This is a genomic window from Streptomyces tibetensis, assembly GCF_040647715.1.
GTDB lineage: Bacteria > Actinomycetota > Actinomycetes > Streptomycetales > Streptomycetaceae > Streptomyces > Streptomyces tibetensis_A.
On the sequence record NZ_JBEZCR010000001.1, the window covers coordinates 149,638 to 168,661 of the forward strand.

The 19,024-nt window shown below is 72.3% G+C and carries 17 protein-coding genes, 1 other RNA gene and 1 pseudogene; 8 read left to right on the forward strand and 11 right to left on the reverse strand.

The window, feature by feature from the left end; genetic code table 11:
- Nucleotides 1-48: 48 nt before the first annotated feature.
- Complete coding sequence (locus tag AB0B29_RS00640; RefSeq protein ID WP_362232057.1) at nucleotides 49-1,437, reverse strand: serine/threonine protein kinase; 1,389 nt, start codon at nucleotides 1,435-1,437, stop codon at nucleotides 49-51.
- A gap of 212 nt (nucleotides 1,438-1,649) precedes the next feature.
- Here AB0B29_RS00640 and AB0B29_RS00645 point away from each other — a divergent pair, with 212 nt between their 5' ends.
- A complete protein-coding gene (locus tag AB0B29_RS00645) occupies nucleotides 1,650-3,212 on the forward strand; it encodes a CBS domain-containing protein (protein ID WP_362232060.1) in 1,563 nt (520 codons plus the stop codon).
- A gap of 316 nt (nucleotides 3,213-3,528) precedes the next feature.
- On the opposite strand, the gene rnpB is transcribed toward AB0B29_RS00645, so the two are convergent.
- The 4 genes and pseudogenes from rnpB to AB0B29_RS00665 form a co-directional block, all read right to left on the reverse strand.
- An RNA gene (rnpB, locus tag AB0B29_RS00650) (RNase P RNA component class A) lies at nucleotides 3,529-3,933 on the reverse strand.
- Nucleotides 3,934-4,054: 121 nt separating this feature from the next.
- Nucleotides 4,055-4,834 (reverse strand): annotated as a pseudogene (locus AB0B29_RS00655) (DMT family transporter); the annotation flags it as partial.
- A 19-nt stretch (nucleotides 4,835-4,853) separates the two neighbouring features.
- Complete coding sequence (locus tag AB0B29_RS00660; RefSeq protein ID WP_362232062.1) at nucleotides 4,854-5,735, reverse strand: AraC family transcriptional regulator; 882 nt, start codon at nucleotides 5,733-5,735, stop codon at nucleotides 4,854-4,856.
- Between the two features lie 23 nt (nucleotides 5,736-5,758).
- On the reverse strand, nucleotides 5,759-6,328 hold the full coding sequence (locus tag AB0B29_RS00665) for a Uma2 family endonuclease (protein WP_362233842.1): 570 nt from the start codon (nucleotides 6,326-6,328) through the stop codon (nucleotides 5,759-5,761).
- 172 nt (nucleotides 6,329-6,500) lie between these two features.
- Here AB0B29_RS00665 and AB0B29_RS00670 point away from each other — a divergent pair, with 172 nt between their 5' ends.
- The 4 genes from AB0B29_RS00670 to eda all read left to right on the forward strand — a co-directional run bounded on the left by AB0B29_RS00670 (nucleotide 6,501) and on the right by eda (nucleotide 9,374).
- On the forward strand, nucleotides 6,501-7,259 hold the full coding sequence (locus AB0B29_RS00670) for a MerR family transcriptional regulator (protein ID WP_362232065.1): 759 nt from the start codon (nucleotides 6,501-6,503) through the stop codon (nucleotides 7,257-7,259).
- Nucleotides 7,256-7,834, forward strand: coding sequence for a hypothetical protein (locus AB0B29_RS00675; protein ID WP_362232068.1), 579 nt, complete (start codon nucleotides 7,256-7,258; stop codon nucleotides 7,832-7,834). The genes AB0B29_RS00670 and AB0B29_RS00675 overlap by 4 nt, the downstream gene beginning before the upstream one ends.
- A 44-nt stretch (nucleotides 7,835-7,878) precedes the next feature.
- Nucleotides 7,879-8,661, forward strand: a complete 783-nt coding sequence (yaaA, locus tag AB0B29_RS00680; protein WP_362232071.1) for a peroxide stress protein YaaA — start codon at nucleotides 7,879-7,881, stop codon at nucleotides 8,659-8,661.
- Between the two features lie 62 nt (nucleotides 8,662-8,723).
- A complete protein-coding gene (eda, locus tag AB0B29_RS00685) occupies nucleotides 8,724-9,374 on the forward strand; it encodes a bifunctional 4-hydroxy-2-oxoglutarate aldolase/2-dehydro-3-deoxy-phosphogluconate aldolase (protein WP_362232073.1) in 651 nt (216 codons plus the stop codon).
- On the opposite strand, the gene AB0B29_RS00690 is transcribed toward eda, so the two are convergent.
- Genes AB0B29_RS00690 through AB0B29_RS00700 form a run of 3 tightly spaced genes read right to left on the reverse strand, consistent with a single transcriptional unit; the run spans nucleotide 9,349 to nucleotide 12,217 of the window.
- On the reverse strand, nucleotides 9,349-10,602 hold the full coding sequence (locus tag AB0B29_RS00690) for a bifunctional RNase H/acid phosphatase (RefSeq protein WP_362232076.1): 1,254 nt from the start codon (nucleotides 10,600-10,602) through the stop codon (nucleotides 9,349-9,351). The genes eda and AB0B29_RS00690 overlap by 26 nt on opposite strands.
- Nucleotides 10,603-10,622: 20 nt before the next feature.
- Nucleotides 10,623-11,366, reverse strand: a complete 744-nt coding sequence (locus AB0B29_RS00695; protein ID WP_362233845.1) for a zinc ribbon domain-containing protein — start codon at nucleotides 11,364-11,366, stop codon at nucleotides 10,623-10,625.
- Nucleotides 11,363-12,217 carry a Nif3-like dinuclear metal center hexameric protein gene (locus tag AB0B29_RS00700; RefSeq protein WP_362232079.1) on the reverse strand — a complete coding sequence of 285 codons (855 nt, stop codon included), beginning with the start codon at nucleotides 12,215-12,217 and terminating at the stop codon, nucleotides 11,363-11,365. Before AB0B29_RS00700 ends, AB0B29_RS00695 begins: the two co-directional genes overlap by 4 nt.
- A 197-nt stretch (nucleotides 12,218-12,414) precedes the next feature.
- Here AB0B29_RS00700 and AB0B29_RS00705 point away from each other — a divergent pair, with 197 nt between their 5' ends.
- Nucleotides 12,415-13,833: a hypothetical protein gene (locus AB0B29_RS00705; protein ID WP_362232082.1), complete on the forward strand. Its 1,419-nt coding sequence runs from the start codon at nucleotides 12,415-12,417 to the stop codon at nucleotides 13,831-13,833.
- Between the two features lie 97 nt (nucleotides 13,834-13,930).
- On the forward strand, nucleotides 13,931-14,098 hold the full coding sequence (locus AB0B29_RS00710; RefSeq protein ID WP_362232084.1) for a hypothetical protein: 168 nt from the start codon (nucleotides 13,931-13,933) through the stop codon (nucleotides 14,096-14,098).
- A gap of 223 nt (nucleotides 14,099-14,321) precedes the next feature.
- Here AB0B29_RS00710 and AB0B29_RS00715 read toward each other — a convergent pair whose 3' ends face one another.
- Genes AB0B29_RS00715 through AB0B29_RS00725 form a run of 3 tightly spaced genes read right to left on the reverse strand, consistent with a single transcriptional unit; the run spans nucleotide 14,322 to nucleotide 17,252 of the window.
- The gene (locus tag AB0B29_RS00715) at nucleotides 14,322-15,269 is read right to left on the reverse strand and encodes a 3-oxoacyl-ACP reductase (protein ID WP_362233847.1); all 948 of its coding nucleotides are present in this window, start codon (nucleotides 15,267-15,269) and stop codon (nucleotides 14,322-14,324) included.
- Nucleotides 15,270-15,286: 17 nt separating this feature from the next.
- Nucleotides 15,287-16,363: a Zn-dependent alcohol dehydrogenase gene (locus tag AB0B29_RS00720; protein ID WP_362232087.1), complete on the reverse strand. Its 1,077-nt coding sequence runs from the start codon at nucleotides 16,361-16,363 to the stop codon at nucleotides 15,287-15,289.
- A gap of 31 nt (nucleotides 16,364-16,394) precedes the next feature.
- Nucleotides 16,395-17,252: a MaoC/PaaZ C-terminal domain-containing protein gene (locus tag AB0B29_RS00725; protein ID WP_362232090.1), complete on the reverse strand. Its 858-nt coding sequence runs from the start codon at nucleotides 17,250-17,252 to the stop codon at nucleotides 16,395-16,397.
- Between the two features lie 367 nt (nucleotides 17,253-17,619).
- Here AB0B29_RS00725 and AB0B29_RS00730 point away from each other — a divergent pair, with 367 nt between their 5' ends.
- The gene (locus tag AB0B29_RS00730) at nucleotides 17,620-19,023 is read left to right on the forward strand and encodes a sensor histidine kinase (protein ID WP_362232093.1); all 1,404 of its coding nucleotides are present in this window, start codon (nucleotides 17,620-17,622) and stop codon (nucleotides 19,021-19,023) included.
- The last annotated feature ends 1 nt before the right edge of the window (nucleotide 19,024 follow it).

Sequence of the window (19,024 nt, forward strand, 5' to 3'; positions counted from 1 at the left end):
CGCCTGTCCTGCCGACTCCGCCAGCCTGCGGCCGCGCCGTCTGCGCTGCTACAGCCTGCCGCTGTGCGCGTAGGCCTTCCGCAGCCGCTCGGCGACGCGCAGTGCGGCACGAGGCGGAGCAGCCGCGGGCGGTTCCACGGCCGGCCGTGGAGGCGGGAGGTGGTAGCTGGTGGGGTCGGGGGGTTCGACGGAAGGCCCCTCGGCGATCTCGTCCGGTTGGTTCGGCGCGGGAAGTGGTCCGACAGGCTGCGCCTCGGGCTCGTCGACGACCGTCGGTGTGTACCCGGCCGGTACGCCGTCCTCGGCGGTATCCACGGCCAGCTCGATGTCGTCGGTGTCGACGAGGCCGAAGAAACCCGCGCCACCATTCGACAGGTCCACCGGCGTGCCCCCCGCCCACGGCGCGTCGGGCGCGGCCCCCGCGTCGACCGCCCGCTGGGCCCGATCCCGCACCGCCGGATCGACACCGCCCGAGCGTGCCTCAGGAGGCAGCTCCGGAGCCAGGCCGGCCTCCGCCACCAGTACCCTCAGCTGCTCGAACGCCAGGTCCTGGGTCAGCCCCGCTTCGTGGAGGAGGGCCCGCAGCCCCATGTCCACCCTGTCCAGGTCCGGACGGAGGCCGGGGATGTCCACCAGTATCTGCGCGAGCAGCGGGCGGAAGTCCGCGCCGACGCCGTTCCAGTGCGGCGGGGTGAGCAGGGGCTCCTCCGGGTAGGGCGGCCTGCCGGTCAGCGCGAAGAACAGCGTGGCACCGAGCGCGTACACGTCGGTGGGTTCCTTGGCGCTCGGGAAGTTGTGAAGCTGCTCGTAGGACATGTACTTCTTGGTCCCCCAGGCTTCACCGGGGCCGGTGATCGCCTGGCTGGTCCGCCGTTCGATGAGGGTGGCCAGCCCGAAGTCCAGGACGACCGGGCCGTGCGGGCCCAGTACGACGTTGTCCGGCTTGAGGTCGCGGTGCAGCAGCCCCGTGCCGTGGATGGCGCGCAGGGCGTCCACCAGGTGGAGGCCCAGGGCGGCGTACGGGCCCACGGAGAACGTGCCGGACTCCATCACCATGCGGTGCAGCGACGGACCCGCGATGTAGTCCATGGCGAACCACGGTTCCGACGCTTCGGTGTCGGCCGCGAGGAGTGCCGGTACCCGGTCGCTGACGACGGCCCGGATCGTGTCGATCTCCCTGTCGAACCGCTTTCTGGCCCCCGGTTTGTCCAACAGGTGCGGCTGGATCATCTTGACCACGGCGAGCCTCGACTCCGCGGCGTCCGCGCCCTCGTCGGGCTCGACCAGGTGGTACGTCGCGGTCAGTTCGTCCGTGAGTCCGTCCAGCGGGATCCGGCGGGCCAGATAGGCCACGCCCATGCCGCCTTCCCCCAGCCGGGCAAGCAGTTCGAAAGGCCCCAGCACACGGGGGTCCTTGTCGGCGTCCAGCGGCTCCATCGGCGCTCTCGTACCCCCACGCTCACGTCACGGCCCCCCGGCCGCACTGCTGTCGATCAGTTTACGGGCAGTGTCACGGCGGAGGCGGTCGGTGAAGGGGAGGCGATGGTCCCGTTCTCGACCTGGCTTGAATCGACGGGTGGTTGAACACTGGACGCTATACATGAGCACGCTGCGCGATCGGGTGTCATGTTCATACGGGGAGGCACAGCATGCGGGCCTGGGTGGTACGGGCGGGAGAGAACGGACAGAGGGAGCGCGCGGCCCTGGAGGAAGGGGTCCTCCTGGCCGGGTGGCACGAACTGGGAGACCTGACCGACTTCATCACCCGCGAGGACATCAAGGCCGCCGTGGCGTCCGCCTATCCCGACGAGGGCCCCTACACGGTCGGCAACTGGACCGGCCAGCTCTACCGCTTCGTGCATGAGATACAGCCCGGGGATTTCGTCGTCCTGCCGCTCAAGTCGTGGCGGGTGGCCGTGGGCCGGATCACGGGCGGTTACGAACACGACGCGCAGGCCACGGACGGTCCGCGCCACATCCGCCGGGTGGAGTGGCTGATCAAGGACATCGACCGGCAGTCGATCCAGCCCGATCTGCTCGACAGTATGGGGTCGCTACTGACCGTCTTCGAACTCAGCAGGTTCGCCGCGGCGGAGCGCATTGCCGCCCTCGCCGAGGGCCAGCCCGACCCCGGACGGCCTGACGCCGACGAGTTCGCCGCCAGCCTGACGGAACCCGCCAAACTGTACGAGGAGGTGCGCCGCCGCACCGCGGACGAACCGCTCACGCTGTCCATCCGGGACTTCCTGTCCGTCTGGGGCGTCCAGCGCCGGTACCCGGCCGCCGTCGAGCAGATCAAGAACGATCTCGACCAGCGCGGGCTCGTGACCGTGCCACCCTTCACCGAAGGCAGCATCGACAGCAAGATTGCCGTATTGGCGGGCGGCGCCGAGCCGGACGCGTCCGGAACCAGCGCCGTGACCCGGTTCGCGGACACCACAGCGGTGCCCCATGGTGTCGTCGAGGCCGATGGCGAGGGCGAGACACAGACCGTCGCCTACCGCGTGAGCAACCTCGAGTCGGCGAACCGCATGCCCGAATTCGTGAGGGTGGGAGCCGACCTCAAGACCGCCATGACGCTCATGGTGCTGCGTGGCTACAGCCAGCTCCCCGTCCTCGACGCGGACGGGCGACTGCGCGGCGTCGTCAGCTGGGAGTCGATCGGGCGCGCCCACATGGCCGATCCCCACGCGAGCCTCGAATCCGCCACGGTCAGGGGCCAGGAGGCCGACCGTTCGGACGACCTGCTGGACTGGATCGGCATCGTCCAGCAGTCCGGGTTCATGATCGTACGGGACCACGACCACAAGGTCTGCGGTCTGGTCACCGCGGCCGATCTCACGGGTCAATTCGGAACGCGCGTGCGTCCCTTCGTGCTCGTCGAGGAGATCGAGCAGCGACTGCGGCGTGTGGTCGACCGGTGCATCCCGATCGATCGCATCCGCGCGGTGGTTCCCGGACGGCGCGCATCCCGGGTGAACTCGGCCGCGAACTTGACGTTCGGAGCGTACGGCCACCTGCTCAAGGTGCCCGAGAACTGGGCCGCCCTGGGATGGGCCATCGATCAGGAGTACTTCCTGACGGCACTCGAGGAGTGCCGCCAGTTCCGCAACGGCCTGATGCACTTCAGCCCGGATCCCGTCACCGACGACCAGTTGCTGCCGGCGCAGGGGCTGCTCGAACTTCTTCGCTCCATGGATCCGTCGACGTGAGACCACATCGCCCAGCCCGCGATGCCGTGCGCAGCGTTTGGACGAGGCAAGGTCCCGCTGACGATTGTGATGACCGGTGGCCCAATCCGCTTCGACGACGTCTGCGAGGTAGAACGGAACCGCGGAAGCAACGCGGAGCAAGGACACGGTTCGGTGGTGGCAGACGCCGAGGAAGCCGGTCGCGGCGGCCGCCACGGCCGCTGCCGCATCCGCCTTGTTGGGATGGAAGTACAACAGCTGGATCCGACCGTGTGGCGATCGAGCCAGTCCGGGCGGCCACACGCCTGCCTTCTCCGAGATAAAGGTGCGCAAGCGGCAGACGAGTCGGGCTGTACGCCGGGTTCTGTACCCCGGGACCTCGCGGTCGTCGGGGCGACGGCCATCCATCTAGGGCCGGTGTTGCCACCGGCCTCGTGCGGTCTACCCGCGGACTCGGGCGGGCAGCCCTCGAACGTCCGCGCAGAGACACCGAGGTGTCTCCTCTTGACCTTGCTCCGGGTGGGGTTTACCTAGCTGCCTGAGTCACCTCAAGCACTGGTGGTCTCTTACACCACCGTTTCACCCTTACCGAGGGCCGAAGCCCCCGGCGGTCTGCTTTCTGTGGCACTGTCCCGCGGGTCACCCCGGGTGGCCGTTAGCCACCACCCTGCCCTGTGGAGCCCGGACGTTCCTCGGGAAGCTCCCCGTCAGGGGGACTCCACGCGGCCGTCCGCCCGGCTCGTCTGCCGTGTCGACCATGGTACCCGTACCCGGCGGACGTCCCGCTTCGGCGTCGCGGCCGTGGCCAGGACCGAGCCCGCCAGGATCAGGGTGAAGGCCACGCCGATGCCGAGCGTCAGCTTCTCGTCCAGGAACAGCGCGCCCGCGGCGACCGCCACCGCCGGGTTGACGTACGTGATCACGCCCGCCCGCGTCGGGCCGACCTCCTTGATCAGCTCCAGGAAGGCCACGAACGCGATCGCCGTGCAGACCACTCCCAGGCCGGCGAGGGCAGCGAGGACCTCGCCCGACGGCATGGTGGCGGGGCGGGTGAGGAATGCCGCTGGGGCGTAGACCACAGCGGCAAGCGTCAGGCACGGGGTGATCAGCTGGAGCGTCGGGACGTCCTTGAGGTACCGGGCCGCTATCAGCGGGGCCGTGGCATAGCCGACGACCGTCACCAGCACCTCGGCCATCGACAGGGCGTCGCCGCCGGTGAGGTGCGGCAGGGTGAGGACGGTGACTCCCGCGAGGCCGAGGGCCAGGCCCGTGACGCGGCGGGCGCCCACGTGTTCCCCGGCGCCGAAGAAGCGGGCCAGGAGCAGGGCGACGATCGGCACGCCCGCGATGAGGAGCCCGGCCGTCGAGCTGGACAGGTGGCGTTCCGCGTCGGTCAGGGTCCACCAGGGGCCGATGATCTCGATGACGGCGAAGGCCAGCATCGGCTTCCAGTGCGTCCGGACCGTACGGCCGAAGCCGCCCTGGCGCAGGGCGAACGGGAGCAGGAGCGCGGCGCCGAGGGCGCAGCGTGCGAACACCACCGTGGACGGGGACAGCTCGTCCACCGCCACCTTGATCATCAGGTAGGGGACACCCCAGACGACTCCCATCAGGGAGAACAGGAACCAGCCGCGTGCAGTCATGCGATGAGTGTCCGGCTTCTCACCCCACGGTGTCTTGAACGCTGTTGCGGTACGCCTCGGCTCGAGCGCTGTTGCGGTACGTCGCGACGTGAACGCTGTTGCGGTACGCCGCCGGGGTCACCCCCAGCACCCTGCGGAACCAACGGGTGAGGTGCGCCTGGTCCGCGAAGCCGACGAGGCCCGCGACCTCGGCAGGCCGCAGCCCGGCTTCCAGGAGTGCGCGGGCCCTGGCCACCCGGTGCTGGGCCAGCCAGGCGTACGGCGGTACGCCCATCGTGGTGCGGAACGCGCGGAGCAATTGGTAGCGGGACAGGCCCAGGTCCGTGGCGAGAGCGGCCAGGGACGGGGGGTCCAGCAGTTCGTCCGCCAGGCGGTCGCGTACGGATCTGGCGATGTGGCCGGCGCCGGGCACGGTGTCGTCGGTCGCCCGGGCCGTGGAGTGGCGGCGGGCCAGGGCCGTGAGCAGCCAGGGCAGCCGGGACTCGGCCTCCAGCGGGTCGGGGCAGGCGCTGATGTCGGTGTGGGCTGCGCGCAGCGCCACCGCCAGCTCCGGGTCGTGCAGGACGGGGTCGGTGAAGTGCGGGAGGCCGCCGAGGGTGCCGTCGGCGAGGAGGGCCGGTTCGGCGTAGAAGGCCTGGTAGGCGTAGCCGTCGCAGGCGGCCGGGCCTCCGGTGTGCATCTCACCCGGCTCCAGGACGACGATCGAGCCGGGGTGGGAGCGGATGTGCCCGCCCCGGTACGCGATGACCTCCGAGCCGCCGACCGTGACACCGATGGTGAACTCGTCGTGGGCGTGGGGCGCGTAGACGTGGCTGTCGAAGTGGGCGGTGAGGAGGTCGAGGGGCGGGCCGGCACGGCCGAGGCGTGCCCTGGTCCAGCTGGCCTGTTCCCGTGTCCCCATGTCGCACCCCCGCCCACAGGGGATCAGAGGAGGTCGGCCGTGTCCAGGTCGAAGGCGAAGGGTTCCGGAAGAGCGACGGGCTTACCGAAGGGGCGGGCGCAGTGCTCGCGGTAGTCGTCGTTCTTCGGCTCGCTGAACACCGTGACTTGCGCGGTGTCGCGGTCGACGAGCAGGTAGAGCGGGATGCCCGAGCGGGCGTAGCAACGGCGTTTGGCCTCGCGGTCGGCCTGCGGCTTGGTGGAGGTCACCTCCATCACCATGGCTACGCCGTCGCAGGACATCCAGGATTCGGCCCCGCCGAACAAGTCGCGCTCGATGGGACCGAAGGTGACGTCAGGAACCAGGTGGTTCTTGGGGCAGGCACCCCCGCTCCTCAGCTTCAGCCCTTTGTTCCCCGAGAAGTCCATGTCGGTCTGCGAGCGCCTGATCACTTGCCTCACGATCCGGCTGATGTATTTCTCGTGATCCCCGTCCGGCGGCGGCGTCACAACGATCTCCCCCTCGATCAGCTCTGCCCGGAAGCCCTCCGGGGTGTCCAGGGCGAGGAAGCCCTCCAGCAGGACCTCTTCCTGCGAGAGCGGCTCGTGTGCCATGGCAGTCATGTCACGGCCCTCCTTCTGTCGCCCGCCAGACTGGGACATCGGCTGATCACCTGTCCGTGAGATGGGGATCCCTTCCCTCGATCGTGGCACACGATCAATACCGCCGTCAGGCACCGAGCCGTCCGCTTGACCTTGTCGCAGCGTCAACGTCTTCACTGGTGGCATGCGGATAGGGGAACTCGCCGGCGTCGTCGGCGTCACCACGCGGGCCGTGCGGCACTACCACCACTTGGGGCTGCTGCCCGAGCCCGAGCGGCGGGCCAACGGGTATCGGGAGTACGGGCTGCGGCACGCGGTCGTGCTGGCGCGGATCCGGCGGCTGACCGAGCTGGGGCTGGGGCTCGCGGAGGTGCGGGACGTGCTCGCGGACGAGGCCGGCAAGGACCTCGTCGAGGTGCTGACCGAGCTGGACGAGGATCTGGCGCGTCAGGAGGAGGCCCTGCGGGAGCGGCGGGCGCGGTTGCGGGTCCTGCTGGAGGTGGAGGGCGGGGTGCCGGCGGAGGGGCCGGTTTCGCCCGGGCTGGCCGCGCTGTTCGCCGGGACAGCACATCTGTCGGACTCGCCCATGGCCGTCAAGGACCGCGAGATCATCGCGTTCCTGGAGACCGCCGTGCCGGAGGGGGAACGGGAGCGGCTGGTGTCGTCGGTGGGTGAGGCGCTGGGGAGCCCGGAGGCCGTGGCGCGGGCCGGTGAGGCGTACGCGCTGCTCGACGCGCTCGCCGGTGCCGAGCCCGACGACCCGCGTGTCGAGGATGCCGCCGTGACGCTCGCCGGCTGCATTCCGCCGACGCTGTTCCCTGGGACGGCCGGGGAGCTCGACCCGGACGACGGTTTCCTGCACGCCTTCTACGACGATCTCGCCCCGGCCCAGGCGGAGGCCGTCCGCCGCGCGTTGCGGATCCTCGCCGAGGAGCGGCGATGAGGGTCGTGCGACTGCTGGTCCGGCACGAGGTGCGGGTGTTCGTGAGTCTTGTTCTGTGGGTGGCTCGGCGGACACACGGAACAGGGAGTGGACGGGCCTTCGGGTACGCGCGTGGGCAGGGCGCGATGATGGCCGGGTTCGCGTTCGTGTGTGTCGTCGAGACGGTCGGGGTGTCCGTGCTGCTGCGGGACTGGCCCGCCGTGCACGCGGCGTTCCTCTTCCTGGATGTGTACACGATCGTGTTCGTCGTCGGGCTGCACGCCTCGTCCGTCGTCCGTCCGCATGTGCTGGATGCGGCCCGTGGCACCCTGCGGGTACGGCGGTACGTCCATGTGGACCTGCTGGTGCCGCTGGAGCGGATCGGCTCCGTGCGGCGTGAGCTGCGGATGACGCACGAGCCCGCCGACGGGGAGCTGGATGTGGAGGTGGGCTCGCAGACCAGCGTCACGCTCGAACTGACGGATCCCCTCACGCACGTCGGATTCCTCGGGCGGCGCCGGGAGGTGCGGGTCGTCCGCTTCCACGCCGACGACGCCGACGGGCTCGTGCGCGCCCTCGGCCAGGCCCGCCTCTGAGCTCCCCGTACGCTGTCGGGCGGAGTTCGATCGAAGGAGTACCCGTGCTTGTCCTGCTGCCGCCGTCCGAAGGCAAGGCCTCCTCCGGCCGCGGTGCCCCGCTGAAGCCGGAGTCGCTGTCGCTGCCGGGGCTGACCGCCGCCCGGGAGGCCGTTCTCACCGAGCTGGTGGAGCTGTGCGCCGGCGACGAGGACAAGGCGCGCGACGTGCTGGGGCTGAGCGAGGGGCTGCGGGGCGAGGTCGCGAAGAACGCGGAGCTGCGCACGGCGGGGGCGCGGCCGGCCGGGGAGATCTACACCGGCGTGCTCTACGACGCCCTCGGCCTGGCGTCGCTGGACACGGCCGCGAAGCGGCGGGCCGCGCGGTCGCTGCTGGTGTTCTCCGGGCTGTGGGGTGCCGTGCGGGTGACGGACCGGATTCCGTCCTACCGGTGCTCGATGGGTGTGAAGCTGCCGGGGCTCGGGGCGCTGGGCGCGCACTGGCGTACGCCGATGGCGTCGGTGCTGCCCGAGGTGGCCGGGGGCGGGTTGGTGCTGGATCTGCGGTCCGCCGCGTACGCCGCCGCGTGGAAGCCGAAGGGCGAGGTCGCCGGGCGGACGGCGTCGGTGCGGGTGCTGCACGCTCCCACCAGGAAGGTCGTCAGCCACTTCAACAAGGCGACCAAGGGGCGGATCGTGCGCAGCCTGCTGACCTCGGGGACCGACCCGAAGGGTCCGGCCGAGCTGGTGGAGGCGCTCCGGGATCTCGGGTACCTGGTGGAGGCGCAGGCGCCTGCGAAGTCGGAGCAGGCCTGGTCGCTGGACGTGCTGGTGGACGAGGTGCACTAGGTCGCGTTGCATGTAATGCAATGACCTTTGCGTTGTCTGCACGCCGACGGCAGGATGACGCCATGGTCTCCCCCGCCCCGCCCGCCTCCGTGCTGGACCTCGCGCCCGTCGTTCCCGTCGTCGTCATCGAGGACGTGGGCGACGCCGTACCGCTCGCACGGGCCCTGGTCGCGGGTGGGCTGCCCGCGCTCGAGGTGACGTTGCGGACGCCCGCGGCCCTGGAGGCGATCCGGGAGATCGCCCGGGAGGTGCCCGGGGCGGTGGTCGGGGCCGGGACGGTGATCCGGCCGGAGCAGGCCGGACAGGCGGTGGCCGCGGGCTCCCGGTTCCTGGTCAGCCCGGGCTGGACGGACGGGCTGCTGGAGGCGATGCGGGCGTCGGGGGTGCCGTTCCTGCCGGGGGTGTCGACCGCGTCCGAGGTGGTGGCGCTGCTGGAGCGCGGGGTGCGCGAGATGAAGTTCTTCCCGGCGCAGGCCGCGGGCGGTACGGCGTATCTCGCGTCGCTGTCGGGGCCGTTGCCGCAGGCGCGATTCTGCCCGACGGGCGGGATCGGCCCGGACTCCGCCCCGGACTATCTGGCCCTGCCCAACGTCGGGTGCGTGGGGGGCAGCTGGATGCTGCCGCCGGACGCGGTCGCCGGACGCGACTGGGGGCGCGTCGAGGCGCTGGCCCGGCAGGCGGCGGCGCTCAGCGCAGGTGGGACGTGTCGTTGAGGAGGCGGACGCTGGCGTTGCCGTCCGCGTAGTAGGCGACGACCGACAGGGACGCGGCCGACAGTTCCATGCGGAACAGGGACTCCGGCGGGGCGCCCAGGGCGAGCCGGACGAGCGTCTTGATCGGGGTCACGTGCGTGACGAGCAGGACCGTGCGGCCCGCGTGGGCGGCGACCAGCTTGTCGCGGGTGGCGGCGAGCCGGACGGCCGTCGCCGCGAAGCTCTCGCCGCCCCCGGTGGGTTCGGCGTCCGGGGAGGCCAGCCAGGCGTTCAGGTCGTCGGGGTGGCGCTCGCGCACCTCGGCGAAGGTGAGGCCCTCCCAGGCGCCGAAGTCGGTTTCGCGCAGCCCGTCGTCGATGCTCACGTCGAGCCCGAGCCGGGCGGCGACGATCCCGGCGGTCTCCCGGGTACGGGCGAGCGGCGAGGAGACGACGGCCTGGACGGTGCCCCGCCGGGCCAGCATCGCGGCGGCCCGCTCGGCCTGCTCCCGGCCGACGTCGGACAGGGAGGGGTCGGTGCCGCCGCTGCCGGAGAACCGCTTCTGGGGCGTCAACGGCGTCTCCCCGTGCCGCAGCAGCACGAAGGTGGCGGGCGCGCCCATGTCGGCCGGGGCCCAGCCGGGGGCGGCCACGGCTTTCGCGGCGCGGGTGTCGGCCCGTGCGGCTTCGTCAGCGGCCCGGGGGGCCTCCGAAGCCCTGGCAGCAACTCCGGGAACCTCCGCGACCTCGGCGGTGGCCCCGGGACCCTCCGATACTCCGGCGGCGTCCCCGGCCGCCGTGTCCAGCTCCGCCGTAGACCCCGCCTCCGACCACCGCTCGCCCCTGGCCCCCGCGTCCATCGCCTCGTTGGCCAGCCGGTCGGCGTGCTTGTTCTGCTCCCTCGGCATCCACGCGTACGTGACCCGCCCGGGTGGGAAGACCCGGGCGGCCTGCGCGGCCAGGGGCTTCATGTCGGGGTGCTTGATCTTCCAGCGGCCCGACATCTGCTCGATGACGAGCTTGGAGTCCATCCGGACGTGGACCGTCGCGTCCGGGTCCAGCGCGTGGGCGGCGCGCAGGCCTGCGAGGAGGCCGCGGTACTCGGCGACGTTGTTCGTGGCGACGCCGATGTACTCGGCGGTCTCGCGCAGGGTCTCCCCCGTCGCCGCGTCGCTGACCACGGCCCCGTACCCGGCCGGCCCCGGGTTGCCCCGTGACCCGCCGTCGGCCTCGACGATGAACTCCCGCACCGGAAGGGCTCCTTGAAGGCCTAGAGGCCGGACTCGGACGTGCGCACCAGGATGCGGCGGCAGTTCTCGCAGCGGACCACCGTGTCGGGCGCGGCCTTGCGGATCTCGGCCAGCTCGGTGATGGCGAGCTCCTGCCGGCAGCCCTGGCAGCTGCGCGCGTACAGCTTCGCCGCGCCGATGCCGCCCTGCTGCTCGCGCAGCTTGTCGTAGAGCTTCAGCAGATCGGCGGGGATCGAGCCGGCGACGACCTCGCGCTCCTTGGTGACCGTGGCGACCTCGCCGTCGATCTCCTCGAAGGAGGCGTCGCGGCGCGCCGTCGCGTCGTCGATCTTCGACTGGACGGAGGTGACGCGCTCGGTCAGCTCGGCGACCCGCTCCTGCGCGGACTCCCGGCGCTCCATGACCTCCAGCACCACGTCCTCCAGATCACCCTGCCGCTTGGCGAGGGAGGCGATCTCGCGCTGGAGGTTCTCCAGGTCCTTGGGGGAGGTGACGGCGCCCGAGTCGAGCCGCTGCTGGTCGCGGGTGGCGCGCTGGCGCACCTGGTCCACGTCCTGCTCGGCCTTGGTCTGCTCGCGGGCGGTGTCGCTCTCCTCGGTCTGCGCGGCCACGAGCAGGTCGCGCAGCTGGGTGTGGTCCTTGGTCAGCGACTCGATCTCGGCGTGCTCGGGCAGCGACCTGCGCTTGTGCGCGAGCTGCTGGAGGCGGACGTCGAGGTCCTGGACGTCGAGGAGACGGATCTGGTCGGCGGGCGCGGCGTTCAGTTCGGGGCTCCAAGGGGATCAGAAGGGGGCGAGGCCGCGTGCGCGGTCCAGGGGTCGGTGACCGTCTTCGAGACGTGGACGCGCAGGTCCCATCCGTGGCGGTCGGAGATCTCGTCGAGCTGGCTCGCGGCCAGTTCGCACCAGGGCCACTCGGTGGCCCAGTGCGCCGCGTCGAGCAGCGCGAGGGGGCTGTGGGCGACGGCCTCCGACGCCGGGTGGTGGCGCAGGTCGGCCGTGAGGAAGGCGTCGACCCCGGCCGCCCGTACGTGGTCGAAGAGGCTGTCACCGGAGCCGCCGCTGACGGCGACCGTGCGGACGAGCGCCTCGGGGTCGCCCGCCACGCGGATGCCCTGTGCGGTGGCGGGCAGCCGCTCGGCGGCGCGGGCGGCGAGCTCGCGGACGGTCACCGGGTGGTCCAGCGCGCAGAGTCGGCCCAGGCCCCGGCGGCCCTCGGGGTCGGTGGGATCCGGCACCAGCGGCCCGGTGACCCGCAGGTCCAGGGCGCCCGCGAGGGCGTCGGAGACACCCGGGTCGGCGGTGTCGGCGTTGGTGTGGGCGACGTGCAGCGCGATGTCGTTCTTGATGAGGGTGTGGACGACGCGACCCTTGAAGTGCGTCGCCGCGACGGTGGTGGTGCCGCGCAGATAGAGCGGGTGGTGGGTGACGAGCAGGTCGGCGCCCAGTTCCACCGCCTCGTCGACGATCTCCCGGACCGGGTCGACGGCGAACAGGACCCGCGTGACCTCCTGGTCGGGGTCGCCCGCGACGGTGCCGACCGCGTCCCAGGACTCGGCCCGCTCGGCGGGCCACAGGGTCTCCAGCGCGGCGATGACTTCAGACAGACGGGGCACGGGAGCAAGGCTACCCGCCTGATCTGTGGCGTTGCACCGCCACCGCCCGCTCCCGGCACCCATCGCCCCGCTCAGCACAATCGCCCCCTTTCCCTCAGGCGAATCGTTCCTGGAACACCCTTATGTGTGAAGCCCGCTGCGGCGGAATTCCCCGTTCGTGCGGGCGAACTACCTTCGTCACTGGAGGTGACCGAGCGATGACGGTCTGTACGATCGAGCCTTCGGCGGGATTCGAGAACGGTGGCGAGTACGGGGGCCGGGACAGGCGCGAGGAGAGGAGCGGGGAGGGGGCCGCGCCGGCCGGCTGCACGTTCACCGCGGACGGCGCCTACGGCGCGCGCCTGGCGTCGGCCGGCGGTTCCTGGTTCCCGGAGCGCTGGACCCTGGACGGCCCCGAGCCGTACGCGGTGCCCCTGCCGCGCAACCAGCCGGAGGAGCCCGGCACCGAGGTGCAGCCGATGGCCGACGGGCGGGTGCTCATCCACCGGGTGGTGGCCGGGCGGCACGCCTTCTCGCTGCTGTACCCGACCGGCCCGGGCACCGGGGAGCTGCCCCTGGGTGCGGTCGGCTGCCCGGACCGGACCGCCCGGCTGCGGCTGCTGCCACCCGCACCGGACGGCGAACGGGCCTACGCCCTCGCCGTGGGGCCGCGCACGACGTCGGTGTGGCTGGTGGCGGGCGGCGTTTCGGGGCCCGAGCGGCTGGCGGAGCTGCCCGGACGCTGCTCGGGCGGGGTCTGGCTGGACCGGGCGGGGCGGATGCTGGCCCTCGACCGGGAGACCGACGGCCGCACCAAGGCCGTCGTGGTGGACCTGGAGTGCGGCGGTGAGGTGTCGCCGCTGCTGCAGATCGCCGACGGCAGCGACGACCGGGTGCTGCTCGCCGACCACGACAGCGGGCTGCTGATCGTCCGCTCGGACGCGCCCTCGCCGGGGCAGGAGCGGCTGGGCTGGGGCGTCCTCGGCAGCACGCTCCCGGTGCGCTTCCCGGAGTGCCTTCGGGTGCGGGACTGCTCCGTCACACCGTTCGCCATCCAGCCGGGGCAGGTGTTGACGCCCGAGAGCTGCGCGGTGGCGTTGCGGGTGGACGGGCCGACGGGCAGCTGGGTCGGGGTCTGGCGTCCCGCCGAGCGCCGGGTGCACCACCTCAGGGCGCCCGAGGGGTGGTTGACGGGGGCGGGCCTGTGGACACCGGAGGGGGTGCTGCGGCTGCCGTACGCGACGGCGGCCGTGCCGTGCGGGGTGGCGCAGGTGAGCCCGCCGCCCGTCGCGGAGCCGGAGCCCGGGGCCGCGCCGGGTCGGCAGGCGCAACGGCCTCAGGCGCACCAGCCGCAGACGCACCAACCACAGACACATCAACCACTGTCCCAACAGCCGCAGGCGCAACAGGTGGAGGCCCACCAGCCGCAGGTGCAGGGACAACAGCCGCCGTCGCAACAGCGGCCGGTGGTCCCGTCTCCGGGACACCCGGGACGGCTCGCAGCGCCGGGCGAGCCTCACTTCCCGGCTCCGGCCCCGGTCCCGGCCCCGGCCCCGGCCGCACAGCCTCCGGCGCCCTCGGCCGCCCGTCCTGTGCCCCTTCAGGAAGCGCCGTTGGGACGCCTTGTAACGAACTAGTGCCGTTTGGCCTGGCCGCCTGGATCCGAGGTCAGGGGTGCCGGTTAGACTCACCCGGCTGTAAAAAAGATCATGTTGACGGGGTGAATTCCATCCGATGAGCGACGCCAGCACGAACCAGACGAGCGCTGCCGACGTCCAGCAGCCCTCCTCCGGCCCCGGCCGGCACCGTGGTGAAGTCTCCACGCAGGGCGGCGAGACGGCTCCGCGCGGACGTCACCGCAAGCCGGTGGCGGAGACCGAGCAGGCCGTGACTGCGGCCTGACGGCACGCCAGTCACCATACGGAGAACGGCCCTCCCCGCCACAAGCGGGGAGGGCCGTTCCGTGTCCTCGCCATCCGTCGCAGTCGAGCGCCGTCCGTCGCCATCCGCGCCTCGGTCGCCACCCGTCGCCACCCGCCGCCGGTCGCCACCCGTCGCCGTCCGTCGCCACCTGTCGCCGCCGCTCGTCGGCCGTCGCCGTCCGGCATCCGCTTTCGCCCCGGCCTCACCCGCGTTTCAGACCCAGCACCTCCGCCGCGGCGAACGTCTCCCCCGCCGGCCGGCCCGCGTAGTACGGGCCGAGGGCGGCCTCCAGTTCGTCGTAGGTGAAGGTGTCCTGCTTGCTGTCGAACTTGGCGGCCACCCGCGGCCGTTCCACGACGGCGACCATTCCGCCGTGCACCACGAGGAGCTGCCCGGTGACGTGGGCGGCGGCGGGCGAGGCCAGATAGCCGACGAGCGGGGCGACGTGCTCGGGGGCGAGCGGGTCCAGCCCGGTGCCGGAGGGCTGCTCGACGCCCGCGAAGACGTCCTCGGTCATCCGGGTGCGGGCGCGCGGGCAGATGGCGTTGGCCGTGACGCCGTACCGGGCGAGGGCGAGGGCGGTGGAGGTGGTGAGGCCGACGATCCCGCCCTTGGCGGCGGCGTAGTTGGGCTGGCCGGCGGAACCCGCGAGGAACGCCTCCGAGGAGGTGTTCACGATCCGCCCGAACACCGGCTCCCCGGCCCGCTTGGACCGCTCCCGCCAGTGCGCGGCGGCGAACCGGGTGGTGTTGAAGTGGCCCTTGAGGTGCACGCGCAGGACCGAGTCCCACTCCTCCTCGGCCATCGAGAAGACCATGCGGTCGCGCAGGATGCCCGCGTTGTTGACGAGGATGTCGAGCTTGCCGTAGGCGGTGACGGCCGACTCGACGAGCGCGCGGGCCTGCGTGAAGTCGGAGACGTCGCCGGTGTGTGCGAGGGCGCTCCCGCCCGCCGCGCGGATCTCGGCGGCGACCTCCTCGGCGGGGCCCGCGGACGCCTCGCCCGTCCCGTCGCGTCCGGGCTGCCCGTAGTCGTTGACGACGACGGCGGCGCCGAGCCGGGCGAGTTCCAGCGCCTCGGCCCGGCCGAGCCCGCGACCGGCGCCCGTGATGACGGCGGACAGCCCCTCGAGCGGCAGTGACAGTGACAGTGACATCGGTGGCGTCCTCAGATCTCTATGCAGGTACGCAGGGCGGTTCCGGTGCGCATCTGGTCCAGCGCCTCGTTGATGTCGGCGAGCGGCACCCGGTGGGTGATCAGGCCCGCCAGGTCGATCCGGCCCGCGCGCCACAGGGCGATGGTGCGTTCGTAGGAGCGCAGCACGTCACCGCCGCCGTACATGGACGGCAGGATCCGCTTCTCGTCGAAGAACAGCTCGAACATGTTGAGCTGGAGGAAGTCGTCCATGGCGCCCGCGCCGACGATGACGAGGGTGCCGCCGCGCCGGGTGTTCTCGTAGGCGGTGCGGGCGGTGGCGGACCTGCCGACGACCTCGAAGACGTAGTCGAAGCCCTCGCCGCCGGTCACCTGCTGTTTGGCGCCGGGCAGTTCCTCCGGGGGGACGGCGTGCGACGCGCCGAATCTCAGCGCCGCCTCGCGGCGTGAGGCCACCGGGTCGACGGCGACGATCTCGGCGGCGCCCTTCAGCCGGGCCCCCTGGATCGCGGAGATGCCGACGCCCCCGCAGCCGATGACGGCGACCGACGAACCGGCCTCCACGTCGGCCGTGTTGAGCGCGGCGCCGAGGCCGGTGGTCACCCCGCAGCCGATGAGGGCGGCGATGTCGAAGGGCACGTCGTCGGGGATGGGCACCGCGCAGCCGGCGTCGACGACGACCTCCTCGGTGAAGGTTCCGGTGCCGGCGAAGCCGAAGACGTCCCCGCCGGGGCGCTTGAAGTTGGGGGTGCCGGCGTTCATGAACCCGGCCAGGCACAGCTGGGTCTGGCCGCGCTTGCAGGCGGGGCAGGCGCCGCAGGCGGGCAGCCAGCACACGACGACCCGGTCGCCGGCCTTCAGCCGGCTGACGCCCTCGCCGACTTCGACGATCTCGCCCGCCCCTTCGTGGCCGGGTACGAAGGGACCGGGCTGCGGGAGCACCCCGCTCATCGCGGACAGGTCCGAATGGCACAGCCCGGTGGCGCGCACCCGGATCCTGACCTTGCCGGGCCCGAACCCCACCGCCTCGACGTCGTCGAGGACCTCCAGCTTGTCCTGGCCGATCTCGTGCAGTACGGCTGCGCGCATGGTGCGGGCTCCCCTCGTACGGCGTGGTGGTTCAGGTGTGTTCGACGACGGTGTCGGCGAGGACGGGAGCGTCCTCGCGCTCGACGGCACTGACGGCGACCCGGGTGGAGCCGGCTGTGTGCCACATGCGGATCCGCAGGGTCTCCCCCGGGTACACGACCCCGGCGAACCGGGTGGCGTAGGAACGCACCCGGGTGACGTCGCCGCCGAGCAGGGTGTCGACGACCGCCTTGAGCGTGATGCCGTAGGTGCACAGGCCGTGCAGGATGGGCCGCTCGAAGCCGGCGACCTTGGCGAACTCCGGGTCCGCGTGCAGCGGGTTGAAGTCGCCGGAGAGGCGGTAGAGCAGGGCCTGGTCGTCGCGGATCGGCCGTTCGGCGGTCCGGTCGGGATGGCCGGCGGGGGGTTCGAGGCGGGCGGAGGGGCCGCGGTCACCGCCCCAGCCGCCCTCGCCGCGGACGAAGATCTGGGCGTCGTTGGTCCACAACGGGCCTTCGGTGTCCGCGACGTCGGTGCGCAGCACGAGGACGGCCGCAGTGCCCTTGTCGTACACGGCGGCGATGCGGTGGGTCGCGGTGGCGGTGCCCGTCGCCGGGATGGGCCGGTGGATGACGAGGTTCTGGCCGCCGTGCAGGACGCGGGCCAGGTCGACCTCGACGCCGGGCATGGACAGCCCGCTGGTGACGCCGGGCTTTCCGCCCCCGGCGACGGTGGCGAAGCTCGGCAGGACGTGCAGCCGGGTCTCCAGGGTGTAGCGCAGTTCGTCGGGGTCGGTGGCGGGGCTGCCCGCGCCGATGCCCAGGTGGTAGAGCTGCACGTCCTTGGGGTCCCAGGAGAGTTCGCCGGTCCGGGGTGCGGCGGCGAGCGCCTTGGCTGCGTCGATGGGCATGGGGCTCCTGATCGCCGGAGGAAGGACCTCGGTACGGCCGTCCGCACCGTCGGCCGCACCGAGGCCGTCTGGGACCGGGCCGGGACGCGAACTGAAACGCGTTCCAGTCCCGCGCCCTCTGTATAGCCGAGGCCCCGTCAGTTGTGAAGGCTCCTGACACCGTGTCAGATCGGTGGGGTCGGATCACTGGGTCGGATCGCTGCGGCGATGACATGTGTCCTGCCGCGGTCCGTACAAGCGCATCTGCCGCGCGGCCCGGCGGATCCGTAACGTCGTCGCCATGGCCACGCGGGCCCGGCGGATCGTGCCGTTCGCCACGTGGCCCCTGCGGGCACTACCTGCGCGCGGCCGGGGCGAAGGAGGGGACATGTCCTGGACGGACAAGGCCAGGTGCCGGTTCGAGGCCATGCGGTCGGATGTCCGCGAGGCCCGGGAGCACCAGCGCTATGACCGGGCGGACAAAGGCCGGCCCAAGGCCGAGTGGCGGGCGGCCCGGAAGGCGGGCTGTCCCGACGCCGGCCCGCCGCCCAGCGGGTTCACCCTGCTGCCCTGGCTGCTGCTGGGCATGGGCGCGTTCTCCAACCTCTTCCAGGGCCGCACGGCCAACCCGTGGATCGGCGGCCTGGGCCTGCTGACCTTCAACAGCCTCTACATCTATGTGGCGTTCCGATCGTTCGACAAGCAGAAGCGCGAGGCCCGGTCCACCCAGGTCGCACTCGCCCTGCTGGCGGCCGTGACCTGCGCACTCGCCGTCGGTTACGGAGACAACTGGCTGCTGTTCTTCCCCCTGCTCGGTCTGGCGACCGGCGCGGCCCTGCGGCTGCGGCACCTGCGGCCCGCCGGTACGGTCCTGGCGGTGCTGGCGGGGACGGTGGCCTGGTTCCACGACGGCTGGGGCGGCCTCGACATCGCGTACGCCACCTGGATCTCCACGATGGTGACGGCCGCGATCCTGCGCCTCTCCGAGGCGGTGCGTGAGCTGCAGGCCGCGCGCGACGAGCTGGCCCACCGGGCGGTCGAGAAGGAACGGCTGCGCTTCTCCCGTGACCTGCACGACCTGCTCGGGCACACGATGTCGGTGATCGTCGTGAAGTCGGAGGCGGCCCGCCGGCTGGCCGGCCGTGACCTGGACGCGGCGCTGGTCCAGGTCACGGACATCGAGGCCGTGGGCCGGCAGGCCCTGACGGAGATCCGGGAGGCCGTGAGCGGCTACCGGCAGGGCAGCCTCGCCGCTGAACTGGACCGGGCGCACTCGGTCCTGACGGCGGCGGGCATCACCCTCGTGGTGAGCCGCTCCGGCCCGCCGCTCGGGCCGCAGACGGAGGCACTGCTGGGCTGGGTGGTCCGGGAGGCGGTCACCAACGTGGTCCGGCACAGCGGGGCGAACCGCTGCGAGGTCACGCTGGCGGGTGGCGGAGAGCGGGTACGGCTGACGGTCTCGGACGACGGGGGCGGGGGTGGGGCCGTCACCGGGGACACGGGGCCCACCGGCTCCGTCCGCGCAGGAGTCCGCTCGGCCGGTACGGGGCTGACCGGTCTGACGGAGCGGCTCGCGGCGGCGGGTGGGTCGCTGACCGCGGGGCCGCGGGCCAAGGGCGGCTTCGCGGTGGCGGCGGAGCTTCCGGCGGACACGGCGGAGGAACGGCCGGAGCGGCCGGAGGAGTCGAAGGGGCCGGAGGGGCCGGGGGTGGCGGGTTTCCGCAGGGACCCGCACGTGTACGTTGGCCGGTGGTCCGCGCGGCCACACGCCGAGGCCGCCGGCAACGGCTGAG

Excerpts from the sequence above, each read along its gene's own strand:
- AB0B29_RS00730 (WP_362232093.1), top strand. The coding sequence starts at position 17,620 with ATGTCCTGGACGGACAAGGCCAGGTGCCGGTTCGAGGCCATGCGGTCG.
- AB0B29_RS00670 (WP_362232065.1), top strand. The coding sequence starts at position 6,501 with ATGCGGATAGGGGAACTCGCCGGCGTCGTCGGCGTCACCACGCGGGCC.
- AB0B29_RS00645 (WP_362232060.1), top strand. The coding sequence starts at position 1,650 with ATGCGGGCCTGGGTGGTACGGGCGGGAGAGAACGGACAGAGGGAGCGC.
- AB0B29_RS00705 (WP_362232082.1), top strand. The coding sequence starts at position 12,415 with ATGACGGTCTGTACGATCGAGCCTTCGGCGGGATTCGAGAACGGTGGC.
- AB0B29_RS00640 (WP_362232057.1), bottom strand. The coding sequence starts at position 1,437 with ATGGAGCCGCTGGACGCCGACAAGGACCCCCGTGTGCTGGGGCCTTTC.
- eda (WP_362232073.1), top strand. The coding sequence starts at position 8,724 with ATGGTCTCCCCCGCCCCGCCCGCCTCCGTGCTGGACCTCGCGCCCGTC.
- AB0B29_RS00725 (WP_362232090.1), bottom strand. The coding sequence starts at position 17,252 with ATGCCCATCGACGCAGCCAAGGCGCTCGCCGCCGCACCCCGGACCGGC.
- AB0B29_RS00710 (WP_362232084.1), top strand. The coding sequence starts at position 13,931 with ATGAGCGACGCCAGCACGAACCAGACGAGCGCTGCCGACGTCCAGCAG.
- AB0B29_RS00660 (WP_362232062.1), bottom strand. The coding sequence starts at position 5,735 with ATGGGGACACGGGAACAGGCCAGCTGGACCAGGGCACGCCTCGGCCGT.
- AB0B29_RS00675 (WP_362232068.1), top strand. The coding sequence starts at position 7,256 with ATGAGGGTCGTGCGACTGCTGGTCCGGCACGAGGTGCGGGTGTTCGTG.
- AB0B29_RS00665 (WP_362233842.1), bottom strand. The coding sequence starts at position 6,328 with ATGGCACACGAGCCGCTCTCGCAGGAAGAGGTCCTGCTGGAGGGCTTC.
- AB0B29_RS00720 (WP_362232087.1), bottom strand. The coding sequence starts at position 16,363 with ATGCGCGCAGCCGTACTGCACGAGATCGGCCAGGACAAGCTGGAGGTC.